16 protein-coding genes are annotated in these 22,575 nt (G+C 50.9%); 8 read left to right on the top strand and 8 right to left on the bottom strand.

The features are described from left to right. The first annotated feature begins 17 nt into the window (after positions 1-17). Positions 18-191 (top strand): hypothetical protein, encoded by a 174-nt coding sequence (locus ACN0YR_RS20930; RefSeq protein ID WP_417851167.1) that lies wholly within the window; start codon positions 18-20, stop codon positions 189-191. Positions 192-859: 668 nt separating this feature from the next. Then, entirely contained in the window at positions 860-2,371 is a 1,512-nt protein-coding gene (locus ACN0YR_RS20925) for a PKD domain-containing protein (RefSeq protein WP_417851166.1), read from the top strand. 91 nt (positions 2,372-2,462) lie between these two features. Here ACN0YR_RS20925 and ACN0YR_RS20920 read toward each other — a convergent pair whose 3' ends face one another. Continuing rightward, positions 2,463-3,638, bottom strand: coding sequence for a M24 family metallopeptidase (locus ACN0YR_RS20920; RefSeq protein WP_417851165.1), 1,176 nt, complete (start codon positions 3,636-3,638; stop codon positions 2,463-2,465). 316 nt (positions 3,639-3,954) lie between these two features. Between ACN0YR_RS20920 and ACN0YR_RS20915 the strand changes: the two genes are divergently transcribed. Next, positions 3,955-4,917: a type I phosphomannose isomerase catalytic subunit gene (locus ACN0YR_RS20915; RefSeq protein ID WP_417851164.1), complete on the top strand. Its 963-nt coding sequence runs from the start codon at positions 3,955-3,957 to the stop codon at positions 4,915-4,917. Positions 4,918-5,288: 371 nt separating this feature from the next. Then, on the top strand, positions 5,289-5,597 hold the full coding sequence (locus ACN0YR_RS20910; protein ID WP_417851163.1) for a hypothetical protein: 309 nt from the start codon (positions 5,289-5,291) through the stop codon (positions 5,595-5,597). A gap of 243 nt (positions 5,598-5,840) precedes the next feature. On the opposite strand, the gene hisB is transcribed toward ACN0YR_RS20910, so the two are convergent. From hisB to ACN0YR_RS20890, 4 genes are all read right to left on the bottom strand, one after another. Further along, positions 5,841-6,434 carry an imidazoleglycerol-phosphate dehydratase HisB gene (gene hisB, locus ACN0YR_RS20905; protein WP_417851162.1) on the bottom strand — a complete coding sequence of 198 codons (594 nt, stop codon included), beginning with the start codon at positions 6,432-6,434 and terminating at the stop codon, positions 5,841-5,843. Positions 6,435-6,690: 256 nt separating this feature from the next. Next, positions 6,691-7,674 (bottom strand): Gfo/Idh/MocA family protein, encoded by a 984-nt coding sequence (locus tag ACN0YR_RS20900; RefSeq protein ID WP_417851161.1) that lies wholly within the window; start codon positions 7,672-7,674, stop codon positions 6,691-6,693. Between the two features lie 496 nt (positions 7,675-8,170). Then, entirely contained in the window at positions 8,171-8,857 is a 687-nt protein-coding gene (locus ACN0YR_RS20895; RefSeq protein WP_417851160.1) for a hypothetical protein, read from the bottom strand. Between the two features lie 428 nt (positions 8,858-9,285). After that, positions 9,286-10,494: a 2,3-bisphosphoglycerate-independent phosphoglycerate mutase gene (locus tag ACN0YR_RS20890; protein ID WP_417851180.1), complete on the bottom strand. Its 1,209-nt coding sequence runs from the start codon at positions 10,492-10,494 to the stop codon at positions 9,286-9,288. A 281-nt stretch (positions 10,495-10,775) separates the two neighbouring features. Here ACN0YR_RS20890 and ACN0YR_RS20885 point away from each other — a divergent pair, with 281 nt between their 5' ends. Continuing rightward, entirely contained in the window at positions 10,776-11,720 is a 945-nt protein-coding gene (locus tag ACN0YR_RS20885) for a sugar phosphate isomerase/epimerase family protein (protein ID WP_417851159.1), read from the top strand. Positions 11,721-12,128: 408 nt separating this feature from the next. Further along, the gene (locus tag ACN0YR_RS20880) at positions 12,129-12,866 is read left to right on the top strand and encodes a hypothetical protein (protein ID WP_417851158.1); all 738 of its coding nucleotides are present in this window, start codon (positions 12,129-12,131) and stop codon (positions 12,864-12,866) included. 317 nt (positions 12,867-13,183) lie between these two features. Here ACN0YR_RS20880 and ACN0YR_RS20875 read toward each other — a convergent pair whose 3' ends face one another. The 3 genes from ACN0YR_RS20875 to ACN0YR_RS20865 all read right to left on the bottom strand — a co-directional run bounded on the left by ACN0YR_RS20875 (position 13,184) and on the right by ACN0YR_RS20865 (position 17,502). Then, positions 13,184-14,464 carry a DUF1501 domain-containing protein gene (locus ACN0YR_RS20875; RefSeq protein WP_417851157.1) on the bottom strand — a complete coding sequence of 427 codons (1,281 nt, stop codon included), beginning with the start codon at positions 14,462-14,464 and terminating at the stop codon, positions 13,184-13,186. 63 nt (positions 14,465-14,527) lie between these two features. After that, positions 14,528-16,372 (bottom strand): DUF1549 domain-containing protein, encoded by a 1,845-nt coding sequence (locus ACN0YR_RS20870; RefSeq protein ID WP_417851156.1) that lies wholly within the window; start codon positions 16,370-16,372, stop codon positions 14,528-14,530. 251 nt (positions 16,373-16,623) lie between these two features. Then, positions 16,624-17,502 carry a sigma-70 family RNA polymerase sigma factor gene (locus tag ACN0YR_RS20865; RefSeq protein ID WP_417851155.1) on the bottom strand — a complete coding sequence of 293 codons (879 nt, stop codon included), beginning with the start codon at positions 17,500-17,502 and terminating at the stop codon, positions 16,624-16,626. 253 nt (positions 17,503-17,755) lie between these two features. On the opposite strand from ACN0YR_RS20865, the gene ACN0YR_RS20860 reads away from it, so the two are divergent. Next, the gene (locus ACN0YR_RS20860) at positions 17,756-18,145 is read left to right on the top strand and encodes a TraR/DksA family transcriptional regulator (RefSeq protein WP_417851154.1); all 390 of its coding nucleotides are present in this window, start codon (positions 17,756-17,758) and stop codon (positions 18,143-18,145) included. A 438-nt stretch (positions 18,146-18,583) separates the two neighbouring features. Then, positions 18,584-22,570: an FtsK/SpoIIIE domain-containing protein gene (locus ACN0YR_RS20855; RefSeq protein ID WP_417851153.1), complete on the top strand. Its 3,987-nt coding sequence runs from the start codon at positions 18,584-18,586 to the stop codon at positions 22,568-22,570. Positions 22,571-22,575: the final 5 nt, after the last annotated feature.

Below are 22,575 nucleotides of genomic sequence, written 5' to 3'. Positions count from 1 at the left end.
ACGAAGTGGAGAAGGCCATGGATACCGCAGTCATGATCGAGTCGGATCTTGATCCAATCGAAGAGATTCGCCTGCGAACTTGGGCACGTCAGAACTACTTGCCACGTGAACTACGCGACAACTCCTGGCATCCTATTATTCTCGAAGAGATGCTTCGCAAAGAGAAAGAACAGAGCCACGCAAGTCAGTAAGCGTCAAGTTCACCCCCCTGATGACTCCTAATCTCGTTCAACGAGTCCGCGTTCAAAGAGTCGTCAGTCATAGCTGGACTTCGGAATTCTCCAGCTTCCGGAAGTCCCTGCGCCTTCTCCTCATTTGCAGCTTCACATGATGACAGAGTCATGAATTGTAAGCAGAGGAAGCAAGCCTGCGGAACTCTTGAAATCCAGATACCACGGTCGACAAGAACTCTGTACCCAAGAAGGCAGCGCTGAATCAGAGCAATTTCCGAATTGTGCTCGGATCCTGTGTCGCGGCGAGCAGTCAAAGACGTCTTGAAAGTGACTTTCACGGACGCGACAAGCCTTGAAGACGCTCTAAAATAGAACAGCTTGTTCTACCATGCGCCCATGAAGAACGTATTTCATCAATGAAATCTCTCTTCGCCACGAGGCAGAACCTGTACGCCAATCCAATATTGGTCTTTGCGCTCTGCCTCGTGAACATGAACGCTTCAGCAATCCAAAATCCCTCTTCAAGGACACAGAAACTCGAATGTGTCCTCGACCCCACCGGTAAACCTCTGAGATAGTTGCTATTCTCAACCCTTGAGAAAGCACATTCAGCTTTCAGGATCAGCCCTGAAATTTGCCCACCGATTTTCATTCGACACTTTACAGCCCCCACAGTGGAGAACGATGTGAAGACCTGCCTCCAGAAGTCCATTGCCCGCAAACTCCTGTTTCTTACTTCCATCTGTGTGCCAATTGCATGCAACCTCTCATTCTCCGAGGCAGCGGAGCCAGATGCGCAACCAGTGGGACAAATTGTTCCGCTGTTGAAAGTCGCTGACTTGAAAGTTGGTGAGGCACAAAACATCGAACTCCATGACGGATCGCAAGTCCGTATCAAACTGATCAGCATCGCTGCGGAGCGAGAACCAGTGCAGGGAATGATCAAATCAGCCAGTGTCGTCGTCGACGTGAACGGTCAGCAGGCAACGGTTGAAAGTGGAAACTATCGTCTTCCGGTTGAAGTGAATGGCGTACAAATCGACTGCCCTCTCACACGGCACTACAACGAAGATACCACGCAGGACCATTGGGGACTCACCGCGGACGCGCGGGTGCGACTCTGGCCGAAGTCTTCACCCTGGATTACTCCAGATTCGTTCGACTACCCCGTCAATCAACGGTGGATGGCAGCTATGACATGGTTCAGCAATGAGCCAGTCAGCAAGCGACCTAATGGAAAAGTTTACTATCATGCGGGAATGGACATTGGCGCGACAGAACGCCTGGCTGAAGTTGTCGCAGCGACCGACGGAGTGATTGTTTCCGCCGGTGATGAGATCCTGGCAGGTGATCATCCACCAGTTAACAAGCGTTACGATGTGATCTACGTACGAGATGGCCGTGGCTGGTACTATCGCTATAGCCACCTGGATGAATTTGATCCTGAGGTTGCCGTCGGTGCGCGTGTCACTCGTGGTCAAAGATTAGGCCTGGTCGGTAAAGAGGGAGCGAGTGGAGGCTGGTCACACTTGCATTTCGAAATCAAATCGATGCAGCCCTCTGGCAAATGGGGAACGCAGGACAGCTACGCTTTTCTCTGGCAGGCTTATCAGCGCCAGTACGCTCCAGAAGTGATCGCCATCTCCCGACCTTACCAGAGGGCTTTCACTGGAAGCCCCGTGACTCTTGATGCAAAACGGAGTTGGGCGAAGTCAGGAATCGCAAAGTACGAATGGACTTTCAGCGACGGTTCTGAAGGAAGCGGAGCAGAAGTGACTCAGCGATACACTCGCCCCGGAATGTATTCAGAAGTCTTGAAAGTGACCGACAAAGCAGGAAACATTGATTACGACTTCGCCACGGTCCGAGTCAACGATTCTATCACTGGCCGGCAGAGCCCGGGCATTGATGCCAACTACGCTCCCAGTACCGGGATTCAGCCGGGTGATGAAGTGACTTTTACATCTCGCGGACGAAACGCAGCCCCGAGCGAAGACATCTGGGACTTCGGAGATGGCAGCCCGAAGGTTACGACTCGCTCAAACATCGATAGCGATCAGCATGCTCAAAATGGGTACGCGTCGACCACACACAAATTTAAAAAGCCGGGCGACTACATCGTTTCCGTGACAACAAAAAACGAACATGGAGACACTGCCACCAGTAGACTGCACGTCCGTGTTGAGCGGGGAAAGTGACACCGAAATGCCAACAATCCCCCCAGTAACAACTTCCCAGGAAACAACACCCGGTTATGCTCGCTCGTTCACGCTCACTTGGTAACGGTTCTTAATTGAGACGGATCTCGTGATTGCTGAGTCGCTCATAACCGGAATCGGTGATCAGGTAGTTGTGTTCGATTCGCATCCCACCAACACCTTCCACGTATGATCCTGGCTCTAACGTCACGACATCCCCAGCCCGGAGGACGTCGGTACTTTCAGGAACGAGAATCGGTGCCTCGGGGTGACCAAGCCCAATTCCATGCCCCGCATGATGCATGAAGGAATCTTTCTTTCCAGCTTCGACATACGGTGCAGCAACGGCAGCATGAACATCTCTTGCTTTAACGCCAGCTTTCAATACTTGCTCGCCAGCAGCCATTCCCGCTTTGCAAATTTCGTGAAGCTCAACAACTCCAGCGGACGGCTCTCCAACGGAAACCGTATTCGTAAAATCACTGCGGTAGCCATCAAGCACCACCGAGTAATCCAGGACAAAGAGGTCCCCTTCCTGAAGCTTCCGGCCTTCTCCATCCGGGAATCCGCCTGATTTCGGTTGAGCGGGATATGACGCACGAAAATCTCCGTAAACCAGAGCAGGGCGACCGGCTGCTTTCACTGCAGCAAACTGAACTTCTCGATAGATGTCCAGCTCAGAAACCCCTTCTGTAACGACCTCGAACAATCGGGCTTGCCCAGCTTCGCCTGCTCTCATGCACTGCTTCAGCAATTCGATTTCATCCGGTTCTTTGGTTCGCCGCAGATCACGCAGGATCGTTCCCAGATCACACAGCGACGCATCGTCAACTTCTTGCGAAGCAGAAAAGTCATACGTCCCGGCAGGGAGAACTTCGGTGGCTCCTAGTGGAAGCCACTCCGCTTCCACGAGACCTTTCCCGTTGACAAGATCCTCCGAAACATCTCGCAGGGCATGCAGGAGTGCATGGTCACGATTCTTCACAGAATGTTGATGATCGTACCACGGCGTCACCACTTCTCTGTCGACATACGGTTTGTGGATCGCTGAGCGGATTGCAAAGTTATCCCCCAGGATTGACGCACGTCCGTTTTTCTCAAGCAGGAGAAGCCCCCGTTCGCCTCCTGAAAAGCTCAGAGGCTGCACAAGGAAATTCGCAAGATACTGGACGTGTCGAGGATCAGCGATGAGCAACCAATCGATTCCATCTGGAATGCGATCCCACAGTCGTTGGCGGCGAGTCTGGCATCCTTCTGGTGTCAACATGTTGAGAAACTTTCTGTTTTTACGGGTTCAATTGAGACTATGGGACATTGTAGCGATCTTGAAGAAAGGTGACAGTTGGCCGAAATTCGCCCTTTCGCAGCAAGGTCTTGAAGATGCGATTGCCTTGAGGAAGTCGCATCAATTTCTGCAATTCATTACAAGAATTGCGGGCGTCTTATTGCATCTTCTCCTGAACAAAAGCTAATGTTGAAACAGAACTCGTTGAGTTTGACTTCATGGGCTACGAGCTGAAGTTCAGTTCTTAGAGAATTCGCATTGGGTCCACTTCAGTAATCATCTCAAAATTTCGTCAACTATGGAACCACTCCAATTTCATCCGATCTTAAAACGGTATTTGTGGGGTGGTCGTCGATTGGGAGAACTTCTCAACAAACCGATCGAAGCTGGGGACGACTACGCGGAAAGCTGGGAAGTTGCCGATCTCCCCGGAGATGAAAGTGTCGTTGCTTCCGGCAAGTTTGCCGGACAGTCGATCCGTCAGTTACTCAACACACATCGTGAGGAACTGCTGGGTATCCATGCAGATCGAATCCGATTTCCGCTGCTAATCAAATTCCTGGATGCCAATCGTGATCTTTCCATACAGGTTCATCCTGGTCAGGAAATGGCTCAGCGATACCCCGAGGTAACCACTGGAAAAGCGGAGATGTGGGTTATTCTTGATGCACAACCCGGAAGCCGGATTTACGCAGGCCTCAAAGAAGGAGTCAGCCGAGAGCAGTTTTCGGATGCGATTAAAAACAGCACTGTCCCCGACTGCATGCACATCATTGAAACGAAAGCCGGCGACTGCTTCTTTCTGAAACCGGGGACCGTTCACAGTCTCGGAACCGGATTGCTGGTGGCGGAAATCCAACAGCCGAACAATGTCACTTACCGAATTGATGACTGGGGACGCAAAGGGCCCGACGGCAAAACCCGTGAACTGCATCTTGAACTCGGCCTGGAAGCAACCGATTTCTCAACCGGCCCAATCGCTCCCCTGCAACCGAAACCGTTAGGGAATGAGACCCGCTCGACAGAACTGGTGAACAACGAATACTTCGTCGTCCATCAACATCAGGGCGAAATGACTTACGAGCCCGACGATGATCGACGGGCCCACGTACTCATGCTCCTCAGCGGGACCGCCAGCACCACCAACTCAACTATAGGGTCACTCACCAAGGGAGAGACACTGGTACTCCCTGCAGACCGGGATCGCTTCTCTCTTCAACTGAGCCCGGATGCACATTTGCTTGATGCATTTCTCAATTAGAGCAGTTGCTCTACCGTGTGCCCGTGAAGAACGCGTTTCATCAATAAAATTGCTGTTCGCCACAAAGCAAAACCTGTGCACCAATTCGAGAGAGACTTTAGCAAACACTGATTGCGTTATCACATCGACGACATCAGGTGCAGGGCTGATACAGAATTTCATTCAAAAACCTTACCTTCAGTTTTCCGCAAAACGTTTATCGCGAAGTACTTACGACGCGAACCGGCAGGAAGTGCTGCTTCGGGTCAGGGATTTGCTGATCATTGCCATCAGCCCAAGACGGGACACAGGTTCAAAGTCTGCCCGAGCGCTCACCTGCGTTTGGACAACACCGTCTTGCAAAATGATCCTCTCTCCCCAGGAGTCTTGCTATGAAGAAGTACATGTTAATGATTGCAGCTGTCGCTGGTGTCTCTTTATTCGCTATGAGTGGAAACGCTGAAGCGTCTCATCGCGGCCATCATGGTCATCATGGACACGGACATTCCCGTTCCTACCACCACAGAGGCCACCATCACGGTTATCACGGGCGACCCTACAGGCATTATGGTGGACACTACGGACACTATCATGGCCATCACCATTATGGTTACCCCGGTTATTACGGCAGGCGACACTACGGGTACTATGGATCAGGCTTCGGAATTCAAACCCGCGGCTTTGGACTTTATATCCGCTAGAAGCAGTCTCAAAACCTATAGAATTGCAACCTTTCTCTGTGCCGGAGATGTGAACAGCATTTTTATTAGAGAAATGCGTTCTTCACGGGCACACGGTAGAGCAAACTGCTCTGGAGCAGGTTGGTCGACCGCACGTGTCAAGGTCGCGTCTCTCACTTCGCAACGATGGATCGTCGCGAAGTTTTTTTACGCGCTCTCAGTGCCTGCGTCGCAGCACAGACTCATCATTTGAGTGAGTCAGCCCTACAAAACGCCTTTCGAGGAGGGAACACCCTGCTGGCGTGGATCGATTGTGATAGCGGCTCGCAAAGCCCGGGCAGTCGCCTTGAAGAAACCTTCAGAGATGTGGTGGCTATTCTTCCCGTGATGCAGCACGAGATGCAAGTTCATCAATGCGTTCGCTGCGACAGCCTGCCAGAAGACTTCGACCAGTTGAGAATCGAATGTCCCAATTTTCTCGGTCGGAATTTCATACGCATCGATAAACCAGAACCGGCCACTGAGATCGAGAGCCGAGGTGACGAGGGTTTCGTCCATGGGCAAAGTCATCGATCCATAGCGAACGATGCCGCACTTGTCACCGACCGCTTCACGAATTGCCTGCCCGAGACAGATCCCTGTATCTTCAACAGTGTGATGGTCGTCGACATCGGTATCGCCGACGGTTTTCACGGTCAGGTCAAACTGGCCATGCTTGGTGAATAACTCAAGCATGTGATTGAAGAAACCGACCCCGGTATCGATATTCGCCTGCCCGGTCCCATCCAGATTCAGGCTCAATTCGATTTGGGTCTCACCCGTGGTCCGCTTGATCGTGGCGGTTCTGTCCTGACTCATCTTAGTCTGCTCTCACATCTGTGTTTTGTGTATGTCGCTCAAATCAAAGTTACTCAACCACGAGCCGGAAGTCGACGAGTCTCTCTGAAACTCGATCTACTCAGCAGATTTCGATGCGGTTCATTCCGTTTTTCCAGATTACGAAAGCAGGCCAACAGACCAAATTTGGATTGGCTGGAGGCGTTCAACACTGAAATCTGCAGCTAAGATCACACGAATCAGCTCAATTCCTGAATCGTAAACGACTTATAAACGATTAGCTCACCGGCATGTCGGAAATCTTCAGGAGTGTTTCCTGCACAAGAAGATCGTGCTCGTACTTGTAGCGTGGGTCTTCTTCGTGTCGAATCTGGCGGGCGAGTTCGGCGATGTCATCAACATAGCGAATATACTTGGGGAGTTCGACCTCCTGCCAACCTTTGCGGAATCGACCTCGCTCCTGGGTGAGAGCAAGTTTCGCTGAGGGGTTGGGCATGGGCCGGATCTCAAGCGTCCCTTCCGTTCCACAGACGACGAGTTGTCGCCGGGCGAATCCATCAACTTCGTCGCAACTGCAATGTAGCGTGGCGTGTGCCGTTGCATACTCAAAGACTGCCAGCATATTGTCCAGATAGCCATCATCAATGGGTGAACTGTGCTGATTGATTGTGTGGATCGACTCTGGCTTGCCCAGCAAGTGCAGCACAATGTCCAGCATATGACCACCGAGTTCAAACATGATTCCTCCCGGCTGACCGAGCATACCGCGGCGACTCGATTCGTTCATCAGCTTGCCGATCACAGCGTTGACAGCAAAAATTTCTCCCAACCAACCTTTTTCCAACAGGTTTTCGAGAAGCTGAACACCGGGATGTGTCCGGTACATGTAGCCCATCTGAACAACCAGATGCTTCTTGGCAGCCTGGTCGAGAATTCGCTTGAACTGCGGCAGCGAAAAACCAGCAGGCTTATCGAGATGAATATGCTTACCAGCATCGATGCACGCTTCCGCGACATCGAGTAAATCGGGAACGTTCGTCTCGATGGCGATCGCCTGAATCGAGTCATCGTTGATGAGTTCCTCCTGCGTCAGCCAGTTGAGCCCGGCGTACGTCTCGTCCCCTTCCCACATTGAGCGAAGACGACTGTCCGCTTCTGCAACGCCGACGAACTCAAAATCCTTCGAGCCTTTGATCGCCCGAGCCTTCCCACTGGCGTGTGCGTGCCCGACTCCGATTTGCCCGATCTTGATCTTTGCCATGTTTGACATCCCATTTTTGTGAAACCGTCATTCGTAGCATAAAGCATTTTCAATGCTTGTCGTCCCCGTGAAGCTCTCTTTTATGACTTCATCGAGTGCTCACCAGAGTAGTTTGCTCAACCGTGGGCCTGTGAAGAACGCGTTTGATCCATAACATTGCTGTTCGCCACGATGCAGAACCTGTCCACCAATTCGAAAGATGCTGTAAAGGGCTGAACGGAAAGACAAATACCGCATTGGCTCTTCTCTCTGCTCGCTAATCAAAATTTTCGCCAATGAAATAGCTGCTATTCACAAGCAGATCGCGAATACAACGTCGAAAGCTGCGCGTGAAAAAGCCCGGCCAACATTTTGACCGGGCCTGTCAGAACGGAAAGACAAATATTGGATTTGCCTAGAGCATCTTTCGAATTGGTTTGCAGGATCTGCCTCGTGGCGAACAGCATTTTTACTAGAGAAATGCGTTCTTCACGGGCAAACGGTAGAGCAAACTGCTCTAGGAGCTTTCTCGCACCTGGACCTGCAACGCTCCAAGCAGTTTCGTGATCTTCTTTTCTTTTGAACTGATGAAGAAAACGTTGTCGAGAATGATCGCGCGTTTTTCACCACTTGGCTGCAAAATCAACCGACCGGAACCAAGCAGCAGATATTCGAAGATGTCATTAATTTCTTTATCGATCCGCAGGTGAGGAGCTGAAAATCGTTCCAGGTCACTAAGCATTCCGTGATGATGCAAAAGCTCGTTCGGGCGAACTTCCCAGTAATCAAACCGGGACATAATCCACACAAAAATGTAAATCACCAGAAACACAATCGAATAAAGAAAATAGAACGTCGCATTCGCAACCGGTCTGATACTGCGAATGAAATCCCCCAAAGCCGGCACGAGATCGGGCATTTGCTTAAAGATCAAAACTGCCCCCAGAACAACAGTTGAAATGATCGCAAACAGCAGGAACGACGTGGTGCGAGGGAAGTCGAAGGCCAACACGATGAGATTCAACGTGAAGGTGATCATGAAGACCCAGCAGATATTGTGAGCGAAAGCTGAAGTTAAATCAGGCTTCATCCACATGCAAAACCAGCAAATCATGGCAGCAACCCACGAGGGCCACATGAACACGATTTTGGGATACGAGATCAGAATCACACCGTTTGGTGGTGCGGGTTCTAATTTGGTCACGGGTGTCTCCTCGGAAACAGGCTCTTCAGTCATCTCTTCTCCCTACTAGTAGTCAATCCATGTGAGAGTGTTATCTCGATGAAAGGTGTGGCAGCGTGACATTCAAAATCCGACAGAGCACTTCCATGACTCAACAGACTGCTCGCCATGAGGCAGAACGTAAAAACCAATACTGGATTTACACTAGTAGCTCATCTCTATGTCGATGTCACGCTGCTCTCATCAAGTTGCACGCCATCGGACGTGCCAAATGACTCAACTCAAACCGCATGACACCCCTACCTGACAAAGCACTAGACGTAAATATTTTGTGATCGGTTCACAAAATCTGCATCGAATTCAAAAACATCAGATTTCTAAGTCCGCCTCTCTTACAATCTCTACTTCATAAAGACGTCATAAGTCTCCATGAGTGATGAGATTGTGACTTAGGCACCATATTTTTCCAACCGACCGGCATGTGCAAGGGCCATTGGCATCAGATACTTCGACTCAAACTGCCCCAATCCACCCTGAATGCACTGCTGTTCTCCGAAGGTGGAGACCCCATCAGTTCGACATGATTTTGCCGAAATAACAGTCGGAACCGGATGCCAGCTGTGCGACTTCAACAAACTCGGAGTACTGTGATCTCCGGTGACAACGAGGACTGTTGGGTCCAGACCGGTGATACGCGGAATAGCAGCGTCAAGTTCTTCGATCCGCTTCACTTTGGCATCGAAGTTCCCATCTTCACCAGTGGAATCGGTGTATTTGTAGTGCATGAAGAAGAAGTCGTAGTCATCCCAAGCCTGTTCGAGACGACCGCACTGATCTTCGAGAGTTTGACCCGCATCGAGAACGTCCATGCTCACCAGACGAGCCAAGCCGCGATACATCGGGTAGACCGCAATCGCAGCTGCTTTTGTCCCGTAGGCTTCTTCAAAGGTCGGAATCGGTGGCATGTTGGCGATGCCGCGAAGCGTCAGGAAGTTGGCAGGCGCATCATCTTTGAGGATCTCGCGAGCCTGTCGCAGGAACTCCTTGGCAACTTCGATCGTCCGCTCGGAACCTTCTTTCTTAGGCTGAGGATCAAGAGGTGGCACACCGGTCGCTTGTGGATCGGTGTCATAAACATCTCCACCAAGTCCGTCACCACGAAACACAATGACAAGCCGGTACTCTTTGACGTGTCGCACGAAAACTTCGACGCCGGGAATCTCAATTTTGTCGAGTTTCTCGCAGAGTGGTGCGCCCACTTCATTCGGGATTCGACCCGCACGACGGTCGCTAATATTGCCTGCTTCGTCGAGAGTACAGAAATTCCCGCGAATCGCGACATCCTTCGGACCGAGATCAAAATCGATCCCCAAAGCTTCCAGAACACCGCGCCCGATTTGGTATTCCCAAGGGTCGTAACCGAACAACCCAAGGTGTCCGGGTCCGCTGCCGACCGTAATTCCGGGCATAATCGGATGGCTGAGTCCAGAAGTTCCGTTCTGGCACACCTTGTCCAGGTTCGGTGTCTGTGCTGTTTCTAACTCGGTTTTCCCACCTGGAGAAAGCGGAGCCCCACCTAGCCCATCGGCAACCAGGAGCACAATTTTGGAATCATTTTTCTTTTGAAGAGCACGGGTCAGTGCGTGAACGTCTGGCATCATCTCTCTCGCGTTGTTCGCTATCAGTGATTGAATTCGGGGATCGGTTCAAGTCTCGAAATTTAGCATCTCGAATGGCAATCGGACAGTAACCCGTACACAGACTGGTAATTGCTGATTCGAGTGAGATATCCTACAACTGGGCATGAAACTTTTGGAATAGGTGCTTTCCTCAGCGATTGAGAGAGCGAAATCAGGTTTCAGGGTCAGTTCTGAAAGAGTTTTCGACGTTCCCAATACCATTTTCGACAGTAAGACCTGTGAAAGAAATATCTCCCGCCATGTCACACCTCAAACCCCGCTCTCCGCAGTTTTCTCGCCGGGAATTCCTCGCCGCGTCGTCCGCTTCAGTTGCGATGCTCGGAATGGCAGGCACCAGCTTGGCCGCTCAACCAATCCAGCGAACAGGCAAGCCCTATATGAAGCTGTCATTGGCAGCCTATTCCTTCAATCGCTACCTCCCACGAAACTGGCCAACGCCGCGAGATTCCGAATCATCGATGGAGCTCACCGACTTCATCGATTTTTGTGCCGAAATGAACCTCGATGGAACAGAACTCACCAGTTACTACTTCCCGGAGAAGGTCACTCAAGAATACCTCATGGCGATCAAGGCACAGACATTCCGGCTGGGTCTCGACATTTCTGGCACTGCCATCGGAAATGACTTCTGTTTGCCAGAAGGGCCAGCACGTGACGCTCAACTCGAAATGACTCGTCACTGGATTGACTACTCAGCAACGATGGGAGCGCCCGTCATTCGCATCTTCGCCGGAAAAATTCCCAAGGGAGACACTGAAGAGGCAGCCTTGGAACGCTGCACCGCCGGGATCAACGAGTCGGTTGCCTATGCTGCCAAGAAAGGTGTCGTCCTGGCATTAGAAAACCACGGAGGAATCACATCGACACCGGAACAACTCCTGTCGATCGTCAGCAACGTCGATGACTCTCCGTTCTTTGGAGTGAACTTCGACAGTGGAAACTTCCACACCGCGGACCCTTATGGAGACCTCGAAAAAATCGCAGCGTACGCAGTGAATGCACAAGTGAAAGTCGCCATCAATCCGAACAACAAAGGGAAGAAACCGGCCGACTTCAAACGGATCATCAGTATCCTCAAGCAGGCGAACTATCGCGGATACGTCGTTCTCGAATACGAAGAAAAGGACGACCCCAAAGTCGAGATTCCTAAGTACCTCGATGAACTACGAGAATTGATTGCCTGATACAGCTTGAAACTCTAGAGCCGATCCAGAATTCGTCATTACGATCTTCTTCGTGGCGAACAGCAAATCTATTGATGGAACGCGTTCTTCACGCGCACACGGTAGAGCAAGTAAAACAAACTGCTTCTAGAGATCGACAACCGGTCAGTCCGGAAACTATTGGAACGGGCGTTTCCCTGGTGATTGAGAGTGCAAAATCAGCTTTCAGGCTCAGCTCTCAGCATGCCCGGCTCGAAGTACGTGGCTCAATTGCGGCCCTCGAAAATTTGCACAGGATGCAAAGCCTGGAATTGTAAATTGCTCAGCGTGGTCTTTCGAAAGCAACTGCTCACAGAAGATGTGAATGGAGAGACTGCAGCCCAGAGAGCTTAATACAGAGGAAGACCCACCTCCTCTGAAAGGACTTTAATGATGCGAAGTTCGGTTTTCGTTCTGTTTTTGTTGGTCAGCCTGTTCGGGACTTTCGCACCTTCTGCTTCTGCGGAATCCGAGAGTTTTGAAGGGGTGACAGCTGAGCCCAAGTGGACGGTGCTGCATTTGCAGAACCGTCGACTGCGCGGCAATCAACCGCTGCCTGCAAAGTCAAAAGTGAAAACACTCAGCGAACTCAGTTTCACCGGCCCGAGGCCGGGGCATCAGTTCGTCCTCGGTCATTTCGCAATTGACGGCGAATGGGGATTGACGAATGGCTACATTCAAAAATCAAAGGGAAAAAACGCAGCCTTGCAACTCTGCTGGGCTGATCAGTTTGAGCTGGAAGGAATCATTGAACACGCTGAATTCGGCGGTTGGTTTTTTCTTGTTGGTTGGGATCAAGGACATGGCTACTCGATCAGTAACATCAACTTTAAAACAAGTGGCAGCCCTTGGTTTGTTTCAGAGATGCGAGGAGCGAAATCTCTGGAAGACCAAACCGTGGAATTCGATCACTTCAAGTGGAAGGGAGAGCAACCTTTCAAGCTGACCGTAGCAGAGAACGAACTAAAGTTAGTGGTCGGACGTATCGAAGTTTTTAAGACTCCATTGGACAACTACAAACCGGGCATGGTCGTCCTGGGCGTCTACGATACCGACTACGGCCCAAAACCAATCCGAGTCAAATCGCTGCGAGTCCGTTCACTCCCAAATGTTGTAGAACCAGATTAGAGCATTGTTGTGCTTCGACGAGCTCCGGACTTTCTACGGCATTGTTTCAAATCCGTGCGAAGAACGACTCAGGTCTTCTAGAGCAGTTTGCTCTACCGTGTGCCCGTGAAGAACGCATTTCTCTCGTAATAATGCTGTTCGCCACGAGGCAGATCCTGCAAACCAATTCGAAAGATGCTCTAGCCGAATCGAATGAAAAAAGCCTCGACGACCGAAGTCATCGAGGCCACCACTGCACCAACGAGGTGCAGTCGCGCGGAGGAAATGTTTGGGTATTATTTAGAACGGTTCCCGAAAAATGGGATTCAAGCTAGCAGTCAAGTGAACAATTCGTCGACGACTTCTCCACCATCGACGACTTTCATTGGTCGCCCGAGTGGACTGATATTTTCGTGATTGGCATCAACGTTCAAGCTGTGGCAAACAGATTGTAGGAAGTCAGCAACTGGAACAGGTCGATCCTCGATGCTGGTTCCATCTTTTGATGTGCTTCCAATCACTTGCCCACGTTTCACCCCGCTGCCCGCCATCCAGGAATTGAACGCAACCGGGAAGTGGTCTCGCCCACCACGGGCGTTCACTCTTGGTGAGCGCCCAAACTCGCCAGTCCAGACGACGAGTGTGTCGTCCAGCATTCCACGGTCTTTCAAATCTTGAAGAAGAGTCGCTGCCGCTGGGTCAACCTCATTGGCTTTGTTCGCGACAGCCGTGAAGTTATCCTGGTGAGTGTCCCAGCCGTTTGAGCGAATCTCGACAAACGTCACTCCTGACTCGACCAGTCTGCGAGCGAGCAGGCAACTGCGACCGAAATCGGAGTCTCCGTATGCTCGTGTCAATTCTTCAGACTCTTTACTGAGATCGAATGTTTCTGTGCGCGGGCTGAGAACAAGTTTTGAGGCTTTGTTGTAAAGTTGCTGATGGCTTCTTACTTCTGCCTGAGCACCACGAGCAGCGAATTCTCCATCGAGTTTCCCAAGCAGACCCAGTCGACGCGAAAACCGTTGATCCGATTTCGAAGTCGCCAGATTCAGTGGCATTTCACCCGGACTGTTGACGTTAAACGGTTCATAGTCGACCCCCAAAAATCCTGCACCTTGCGTCTGTCCAATCGAAACGACGCTCGGCAAATCGGTTTCCGGGTCAGCGAGTTGTTGAGCGATGCAGCTTCCAATGCCTGGATGTTTCACACTTCCCGAAGGAATGTAACCGGTGTGCATCTGATAAGTGGCACGCTGATGATTGCCTTCCTTGTTCGTCATCGAACGAATCAGAGAGACCTCCTTCATCATCTTCGCCATACTCGGCCAGTGCTCGGAAATTTGCACTCCGGGAATCGACGTGCTGATGACACGAGTCTCCCCGCCGTTGGCGTGTTTCGGTTTGGGATCAAAGGTCTCCATCTGACTGGGACCACCCGCCATCCAGAGCAGAATCATCGACTTGCCTTGTCGACGAAGTTCTTCAGCTTGCAACGAGATCATATCTCGAAACCCAAGCATTCCAGTTGCAACCCCGGCAGCGGAAACATGATGCAGGAAACGTCGACGGCTAAGCCGGTTCCTTGTCAGAGCAATCGATTCGTGGAGTGAAGTCGCCATGATGGCTCATGTGGTTAAAGACACGTTGGGATGGACAGGCACGCTGGTGTCCTGAAGAGCGAGTTATCGCTTCGAGAGAAATTCCGTGGAGTTCAACAAGCTCCACATGATGTCTTCAAAAGCTTCGGTTCGATCCCCAACACCGGAGACGTAATCCGTATTGATTTTCAATTCTTTCTCTGTCGGTTCTCGCGAAAGGACCAACAGGTAGAGTTCACTTAAAGCATCTTGATTATCAGGCTGATCCTGCAGGATTCTGGCTAGCTTGGTGTCACCGGTTCCGCGAATCATTTGTTCGAGAAGCGGGCTGTTCATCATGAATAATCCCTGAGGCACGTTCCCCAAGATGTCTTCCTTGGGAGTCGAAGGATCAACTCCGAAGGTTTGATCGAAGAGCTGTTTTCGCCGATCAAGTCCACCGCGACGAGCCATGCCAGCCTGGCGAAATCGTCCGGCGGATTCCTGAAGTCCTCCCGGAGTTCCAAGAACCTGACCGAGCGATTGGTAGATCTGGTCGGCACGCAATCGAGTCGGAGAAGCTGAAGCAAACGGAGGGACATAATCCGCTTCATCCTGAAGTTGAAGACTTCGCTGATATGCTTGCGTGTTCGCAATGGTTCTGAAGACCCACTTCACGTTGTAGTCATTTTCAACAAAACCAGCTGCGAGAACGTCGAGAACCTCTTCAAACATGGCAACTCGTTCTGGCCCCATGTCGTCAATCGGCATATAGAATCCTTCGCCGAGCATCTCCGCCCAAATGCGATTCACGAATGCTTTCGCAAACCAGGGATTGGAAGGGGATGTAATATAGTCAACTAACGCGTGACGCCGTGTGAGGTCGTCGGCATCTTCGCGAAGCTCCGGACCGCGCACTTCGGGAACGAAAAAGACTGGTTGCGTCAACGTTCCTTTCGAAGCAGGATCGTTCAAATTGGGCATGTAATATTCCATGGCCCCCGCACCCGGATTGTTGTTCGCCATTTGCCCTATCGATGAGAGTTCCGTCTTCGAGAGCTTTTTGTTTTTGTCAGCATCCAGATTTTGCAGAAGTTGGTCGAAACGTTCCGCAAGTGGTCCACGCACTTCATTTTTCACCAACGCTCCATCGCGATTGCGATCAAACATTTCGAGCAACCGATCAGCATCAAACTGACGACGACCTCGACGCGAATTTGAATCGAGAGAACGGACGGCAAAACTTGTCGGGACGTTCGGTTCTTCACGACGGACAGTGATTCTGGGGAGGAAAGCTGCCAGTTGATGAAAATCTACTCGCTTCCATGAGTCCGTCGGATGGTCATGGCAGTTGGCACAACTCATCTGAATGCCCATGAAAATACGCGAGATTTCGGCAGCCAACTCTTCAGGCTGACCGGTATGTGCGAAAATCAATCCCGTTTCGCCGGTCTCCTGAACGACTCCGGTGGCAGTGATGAGGGCACGTGTGATCTCATCCCAGGGACGATTTTCATTAAATTGTTCGACGAGCCAAGCTTCAAATTTCCCCTGAACAAGACGAGCACGCTGCTCTGTGGCCCGAGAGAAAACAACATCCCTCCAATAGCTTCCCCAGAGAGTTCCAAAGTCGTCGGACGCAAGGAGAGAATCGATCATCTGAGAACGTTTCGATTCTTGAGCGTTCAGTCCGAAAAGGGTCACATCTTTAGGAGATGGAACAACACCTGCAAGATCGAGAGTCACTCGCCGCAAGAAATCTTCATCATTCGCAACAGGGGCAATCTTTGCTCCCTCCGCCTGCAAAAGCTCAGTCAGCAGACGATCAACCTCAGCGGCCGTCTCTTGCGAGGACGCTTGAACCGTCGCAGTTTGTGCCTGGGAGACTTGCGAGGACTGAATCAGAACGACCAGAACAGCAAAGAGGCTTGTCGTTATCGAGTTTTGCATCACAGATCTCCGGCAAATGAACAAAGCGTCGAAACTCAATGAAAAGTTTCACACCTTTCTCATCAAACCCCGGAGCGACCAGATTTGTTTCGGTGAAGTTCGCGGATTCTCCTTTTCTTCCACGTCGAGCCCATTCAGCACAGCAACATCTGGCCTGAACATTAACCTCATAAACCTCATAGCAAACGACAAATTGCTGATGATACGCGTTCTTCACGAGGCAGATCCTGCAAACCAATTCGTACGATGCTCTAGAAGGTCGGTTCCAAGCGTAATTTCAGCTGAATGGCAAGATCCTGCAATTTCTCGATCGCACGCATCTGCAGTTGACGTACTCGCTCTTTGCTGAGCCCGACTCGTTCAGAAACGACCTTCAAGGTCGCTGGCGACTCTTCGTCATTCAGTCCGAATCGATCACGCAGGATTGCGACTTCTCGCTCGTCGAGGCACTCTTCGAAACGCGAGAGCAAAGTTTCAGCGACCTGATGACAGTCCAACGGCTTATCCTTTTGGATCTCGGGGGTTGTTTCGGAAAGAACGCCCGAATTGACTGAGGTTTCTCGTTTCTTGCGTTTCTGCTTCCTTTGCAAGAATCGAAAGAAGTGACGCTGAATTGCATGCGTGGCGTATGTACTGAACCGGAAGCCACGACCAACGTCGAATTTGTCGACCGCATTGAGAAGAATTAAATTCCCTTCGCTGACCAATTCATCAAACTCAGATCCTGAATGTGAAAACTTGCCTGCGAGAGAAGCAACAAGACGGAGATTAGCTTCAACAATGGCGTTTCGTGCCTGATCAATCTGGTGCAGCGTCTGCTGAAATTCGGCCACGGAACATGCTTCCTCAGTGAGGCTGTTCTGTTGCTCGATGGCTCTTTGCTTGAGGGCATTCATCCTCCGGAACAGCCATTGTTCTCCCTCAACCGTCAACAACTGCCCCGCGAATTGAGGCTGAGTAGCTGAGTTTCCGGCCCCTTCAGTCTTTTTGTACACCACTTCAGGTGGTGAATTTAACGCATCTGTGAAGTCTTGAGCCCCCGGATCTGCGGATGGAATATAGGGGATTTCCATAGACTTGAGAGTCTGCAGGCTCTCTTGAGCGGCACTTTGAGGGAGGATAGCTCTCATTGTAATTTTCCTGCACTGACGACTAACACAAACTGATAACGTTCATATCGTTCACTGTAGAATATTAAAGAAATAAAACAATCTTAATATCGTTCAATTCGTTCATTTATTAAAATTTATTTTTTCATGGGAAACGAAGATTTCACTCAAGATTTGATTGAAATCGCTCCTCCAAGTTGAAATTGGACGTGGGGATCGGAATAATTCAACAACATCTGATGAGATCACAACCCTAACTATTAGGATGATGCTGATGCTTAAGAAGAAAGATCTGGAACAGTTCAAAGGGCTTTTGAATGTTCTAGAATCTCGGCTCCGTGGTGATGTTAAAACGCTGTCCTCGGGAGCTCTCGGAACGAGCTCAACTTCTCGGACACCGACGCACATGGCTGACATTGGAACCGAAACATACGAACAAGACTTTTCGCTCCGAGTCATGGAAAGTGACCAGGAAGTGCTTCAAGAAATTAAAGTCGCACTGAAACGCATCGAAGACGGAACCTACGGGATCTGTGAAGGGTGTGAAGATGCTGGCAAGCCGCCATCCAAACGATGGATTCCCAAAACGCGGCTCAAGGCGATTCCTCACGCACGTTACTGCGTTTCTTGTGCGGAAAAACTTGAGAGACAATTCAGTTACTGATTTGCTCTCCGGACTGATACTCTCCGAACAGGCTGTAAAAAGAACGACCGAATGAGATTTTCATTCGGTCGTTTTTTTATGCGCGTTGAGAAACCAGCTGGCTGAACGTTTCTACCTCTCAGGGATTGTCTTGACTGGACGTCCTTAGAGCATCTTTCGAATTGGTGCACAGGTTCTGCCTCGTGGCAAGCTGTCTGAAGCCATGAAAGTGAGTTTCACACGGACGACATGCATTGAAAATGCTCTACGCCTAAAATAGAAGGTATTGAGATGCAGCCAATTTCTTTACTCAGCAACGGCAAACCGATCGCCGAAACGTCGAACAGGGAGCATCAATGGCCAGACCATCCCCATCGAAACCAATCAGAGTTGCCCTCACCTTCTCAATCCCCGATCATTTCTAATCGGAAGAAGAACATAAAACTGGTTGAGGACCGAATGTCTGACTACGGATCATTGCTCACACGCTTTGCAGTTGACGTCGCTGAACGTCGGCGACAGGAAGAGCGATTGTCCGAATTGAAAGCTGGTCCCAATCCAGAGCAAGTCGCCCTTCGAACTCAGCTGGAGACTGCCAAAGAGCGGTACGCTCAAGAAATCGAACAGCTAGAAGAGGAATATCTCTCTGTTCGCAACGATGTCAGCGGTCACTTCGAAAAGGAACTCGAACAACATCAGAACGCCTACGAGATGCTCGTGCGCAGCTTAAACGCACAAGCAGACCAGGCCTCTTTGCAACTTGAACAAAAACGCGAAGATAGTGAATGGGTTGTCTCGTCGGTGCTGGACGACTCTGCAGAAGACAGCCCGCTGCGTGAGTACCAAAAGTTCGAGTCGATTCAACTGAAAACACAGGAGGAGCAGGAGAGTTTCCTGCTCGCTTTTGAGACGCAGTTGAAGAGTCTGGCTGAAGAAAGAAACTGGACGATCGATGACACACCGCCACACGGGAGAGCCTACAAGAAAGCAGCCGGAGCTCTTGAGCAATTCAAAAAAACGATCGAAGCTTCCGAATCCGTCTTCCAAACACTCCGCTCCTTAATCATCCCACGTCTGTTCTCCGGGTTTCGCGGCTTGATCGTCTTCGCAGTCTTCACTTTGATTGCCACGGTCCCGATCTACATGTTTGTCGCCCCCTTACTCGTCGGCGTTCAGGGAGTCAGGTTCCAGCCGAGTTGGGTCGGCATTGCCTCCGGCGGGGGCATGGTTGCTGGCTTGCTGATGACGACAATCCTGTATTCGCTGGGCGCAATGCGTCAATCGGACCTGTTTCGACAGCTTGAACAACTTCACAACGACGCACAATGGTCGCACGCACAATGGATGACCCTCGTTCAGGAAGACCTCAAAAAACAGGAAAAGATACGAGATGCTAAGCAACGACGCATTGAACGTGAGCGTGATCTCGCACTGAATCGCTACGAAGCGACTCACGCTGAGATCGTCCGAGGAATCGAAACCGAACGTCAGGAGAATCTGAAACAGGAAGAAGCCAAATATAATGAAGAACGTGCTCAAACAATCGCTCAGCGAGATCAACAGCTTCAGCAAATTGACTCGGGACATCAAAGAGGGTTAGACGAAGCCAAAACACGCTGGGGCGAGATGATTGAGAATCTCGAATCCCGGTTAAATCAAATCCAGAGCGAGCAGAGTCGCCAGAACACAGAACTCTGGATCTCGTTGAAAAGTTTCTGGGAAACATCATGCAATCAATTTCTTGAAACCATCAACACGATCAATCAGGCAGATCAGGAAACGAACCAGAACTGGAACGATATCACGGAGGAGAACTGGTATCCGCGCAAAGCAATGCCGCGCGGAATCCGACATGGTCGCGTGAACATCGATCTTCACAACTGGCCGGACGCCATTCCCGAAGAGATGAGACTCGCTCCTCGAACAACAACGTTTTCACTTCCCGGACAAGTTGAATTTCCCGGAACCACCTCCACCTTGTTCAAGTCTCCGAATCACACGGCCCGAACCCAAGCCATCGATGCACTGCAAACGATGATGCTGCGGATGCTCTTACTGATCCCTCCTGGCAAACTCCGCTTCACGCTGATCGACCCCATTGGACTGGGCGAAAGTTTTGGCGGCTTCATGCACCTTGCAGACTACGATGAGTTGATGGTGACCAACCGAATCTGGACGGAGACCGGGCAAATTGAAGCTCGTCTGGCGGATTTAACAGAGCACATGGAGAACGTGTTTCAAACCTACCTGCGAAACGAATTTCAAACGATCGAAGAATACAACGAGTCTGCCGGAGAAGTGGCAGAGCCGTATCACATTCTTGTCATCAGTGATTTCCCTGCGAAATTCAGCGAAATCGCTGCACGACGACTGGTCAGCATCGTCAACAGCGGACCACGGTGCGGGGTTTACACCTTGATGAACATGGACCCTACGAAGCCGCTGCCGAACAATTTTGAACTGACCGACCTTGAACCCCACATGACAGGCTACGAGTGGAAGGATAAGAATTTTCATGCCACGGAACCTGCTTTGGCTCCCTGGCCGATTTCTATCGATCCTCCTCCTGAACCGGCTCAGTTTACGTCCATCGTCAAGATGGTGGGCGAGGCATCCAAGGACGCACGGCGAGTGGAAGTCTCCTTTGACCGGATCGCTCCTCAACCGAGTGAAATCTGGAGTCGGGATTCGCGACACGAACTCGAAATCCCGTTAGGCCGGGCGGGAGCAACGAAGTTGCAATCGATGCGTCTGGGTAAAGGAACTTCTCAACATATGTTGGTCGCCGGAAAAACCGGTTCCGGAAAGTCGACCTTTTTGCACATCATGATTACCAACCTGGCGCTGCACTACGGTCCCGATGAAGTGAATTTCTTTCTAATCGACTTCAAGAAAGGAGTCGAATTCAAAGATTATGCAACAAACCATTTGCCGCACGCAAAAGTGATCGCGATTGAAAGTGACCGCGAATTCGGTGTGAGTGCGTTACAACGACTCGATCAAGTCCTCGAAGAACGTGGTGAACTGTTTCGCCGGCATGGCGTACAGGATGTGGCTGGGTTTCGGGATGCGAACCCGAACACTCCTCTCCCTCGCATCTTGCTCATTGTCGATGAATTCCAGGAATTCTTCATTGAAGACGACAAACTCAGCGACACCGCAGCGAAATTGTTGGACCGTTTGGTTCGGCAAGGGCGTGCATTTGGCGTGCATGTGATTCTCGGATCACAAACCCTCGGAGGGGCATACTCTTTGGCGCGGACAACGTTGGGGCAAGTCGCGGTGCGCGTCGCTTTGCAGTGCAGCGAAGCCGATGCTCATTTGATTCTCAGCGAAGAAAACACTGCGGCCCGACTCCTCACGCGTCCGGGAGAAGCGATCTACAACGATGCCAACGGAATGATGCAAGGGAACCATCCTTTTCAAATTGGCTGGCTGGGTGACCAGGAGCGACGCGAATACCTGGAGACCTTGAACAAGAAAGCTGAACGCCTCGGAATCGAAAGCGATCCACCAATCGTCTTTGAAGGAAACATTCCGTCCGATCTGCGCATCAACCAAGAACTCCAGAAGCTGGGAGAGTCCTTCTCGACAAGAGAAAAACCTCTGCCCGCCCCCACGATCTGGTTGGGCGATGCCGTTGAAATTCAACCACCCACTGCGATTCAATTCCACCGCCAAAGCGGAAGCCATCTTCTCGTCGTCGGACAGGATTCCCTCACAGCCACCGGAATTTTAACCTCTGCGGCAATGACGTTCGCAGCCTCCAGTTGTGCCGAACCAGCATTCCCAACGCTCCACCTCTTTGATGGAAATCCCCCCGAAACGGAGGAAGCGAAGCGGTGGAAAACAATCTTGAACAGCCTGCCCACTGCCACTCAGTATGTCACTCCTCGAGAGGCAGCAGAGTCATTGGAATCTCTGACGGCAGAACTGGAACGCAGAACGGAAAATCCAGACGACCAACACCCGCCAGTTTTCGTACTCATTCACAACATCGCCAAGTTTCGTGACCTGCGCAAAGTTGAAGACGACTACGGACTGGGAGGATTCGGAAGTTCCGCGGAGGAGAAACCGGCGGACCCGGGAAAACTTTTCTCGAACCTGCTCACAGAGGGACCGATCTTCGGGATTCATTTCGTGATCTGGTGCGATTCGTACAACAATGTCGAGCGCTGCTTCAGTCGGCACACAATGAAAGAGTTCGAACTTCGTGTCGCCATGCAAATGAATCAGGCCGACTCCAGTAACTTGATCGAATCACCAATCGCATCCCGGCTGGGAACGCATCGGGCTTTCCTGCATCGCGAAGAGACCGGGTTGTCAGAAAAATTCCGACCTTACGGAGTTCCACCGCAAGAATGGGTGGATCAATTCACCCAAACAATGAAGCACGGCTCCATTGGTGGATTCGCTACCGATCTGGATGAGTTCAGCATTCTGTAACAACA

Source organism: Thalassoglobus sp. (genome assembly GCF_048270125.1).
Classification (GTDB): domain Bacteria; phylum Planctomycetota; class Planctomycetia; order Planctomycetales; family Planctomycetaceae; genus Thalassoglobus.
Note: the sequence above shows the minus strand (reverse complement) of the source record. Positions and strands in the feature narration are given on the sequence as shown.

Bases quoted from the DNA above. Each gene is read 5' to 3' on its own strand.
- ACN0YR_RS20930 (WP_417851167.1), top strand. From the start codon at position 18: ATGGATACCGCAGTCATGATCGAGTCGGATCTTGATCCAATCGAAGAG.
- ACN0YR_RS20920 (WP_417851165.1), bottom strand. From the start codon at position 3,638: ATGTTGACACCAGAAGGATGCCAGACTCGCCGCCAACGACTGTGGGAT.
- ACN0YR_RS20915 (WP_417851164.1), top strand. From the start codon at position 3,955: ATGGAACCACTCCAATTTCATCCGATCTTAAAACGGTATTTGTGGGGT.
- ACN0YR_RS20910 (WP_417851163.1), top strand. From the start codon at position 5,289: ATGAAGAAGTACATGTTAATGATTGCAGCTGTCGCTGGTGTCTCTTTA.
- hisB (WP_417851162.1), bottom strand. From the start codon at position 6,434: ATGAGTCAGGACAGAACCGCCACGATCAAGCGGACCACGGGTGAGACC.
- ACN0YR_RS20900 (WP_417851161.1), bottom strand. From the start codon at position 7,674: ATGGCAAAGATCAAGATCGGGCAAATCGGAGTCGGGCACGCACACGCC.
- ACN0YR_RS20890 (WP_417851180.1), bottom strand. From the start codon at position 10,494: ATGCCAGACGTTCACGCACTGACCCGTGCTCTTCAAAAGAAAAATGAT.
- ACN0YR_RS20885 (WP_417851159.1), top strand. From the start codon at position 10,776: ATGTCACACCTCAAACCCCGCTCTCCGCAGTTTTCTCGCCGGGAATTC.
- ACN0YR_RS20880 (WP_417851158.1), top strand. From the start codon at position 12,129: ATGATGCGAAGTTCGGTTTTCGTTCTGTTTTTGTTGGTCAGCCTGTTC.
- ACN0YR_RS20875 (WP_417851157.1), bottom strand. From the start codon at position 14,464: ATGGCGACTTCACTCCACGAATCGATTGCTCTGACAAGGAACCGGCTT.
- ACN0YR_RS20870 (WP_417851156.1), bottom strand. From the start codon at position 16,372: ATGCAAAACTCGATAACGACAAGCCTCTTTGCTGTTCTGGTCGTTCTG.
- ACN0YR_RS20865 (WP_417851155.1), bottom strand. From the start codon at position 17,502: ATGAGAGCTATCCTCCCTCAAAGTGCCGCTCAAGAGAGCCTGCAGACT.
- ACN0YR_RS20860 (WP_417851154.1), top strand. From the start codon at position 17,756: ATGCTTAAGAAGAAAGATCTGGAACAGTTCAAAGGGCTTTTGAATGTT.
- ACN0YR_RS20855 (WP_417851153.1), top strand. From the start codon at position 18,584: ATGTCTGACTACGGATCATTGCTCACACGCTTTGCAGTTGACGTCGCT.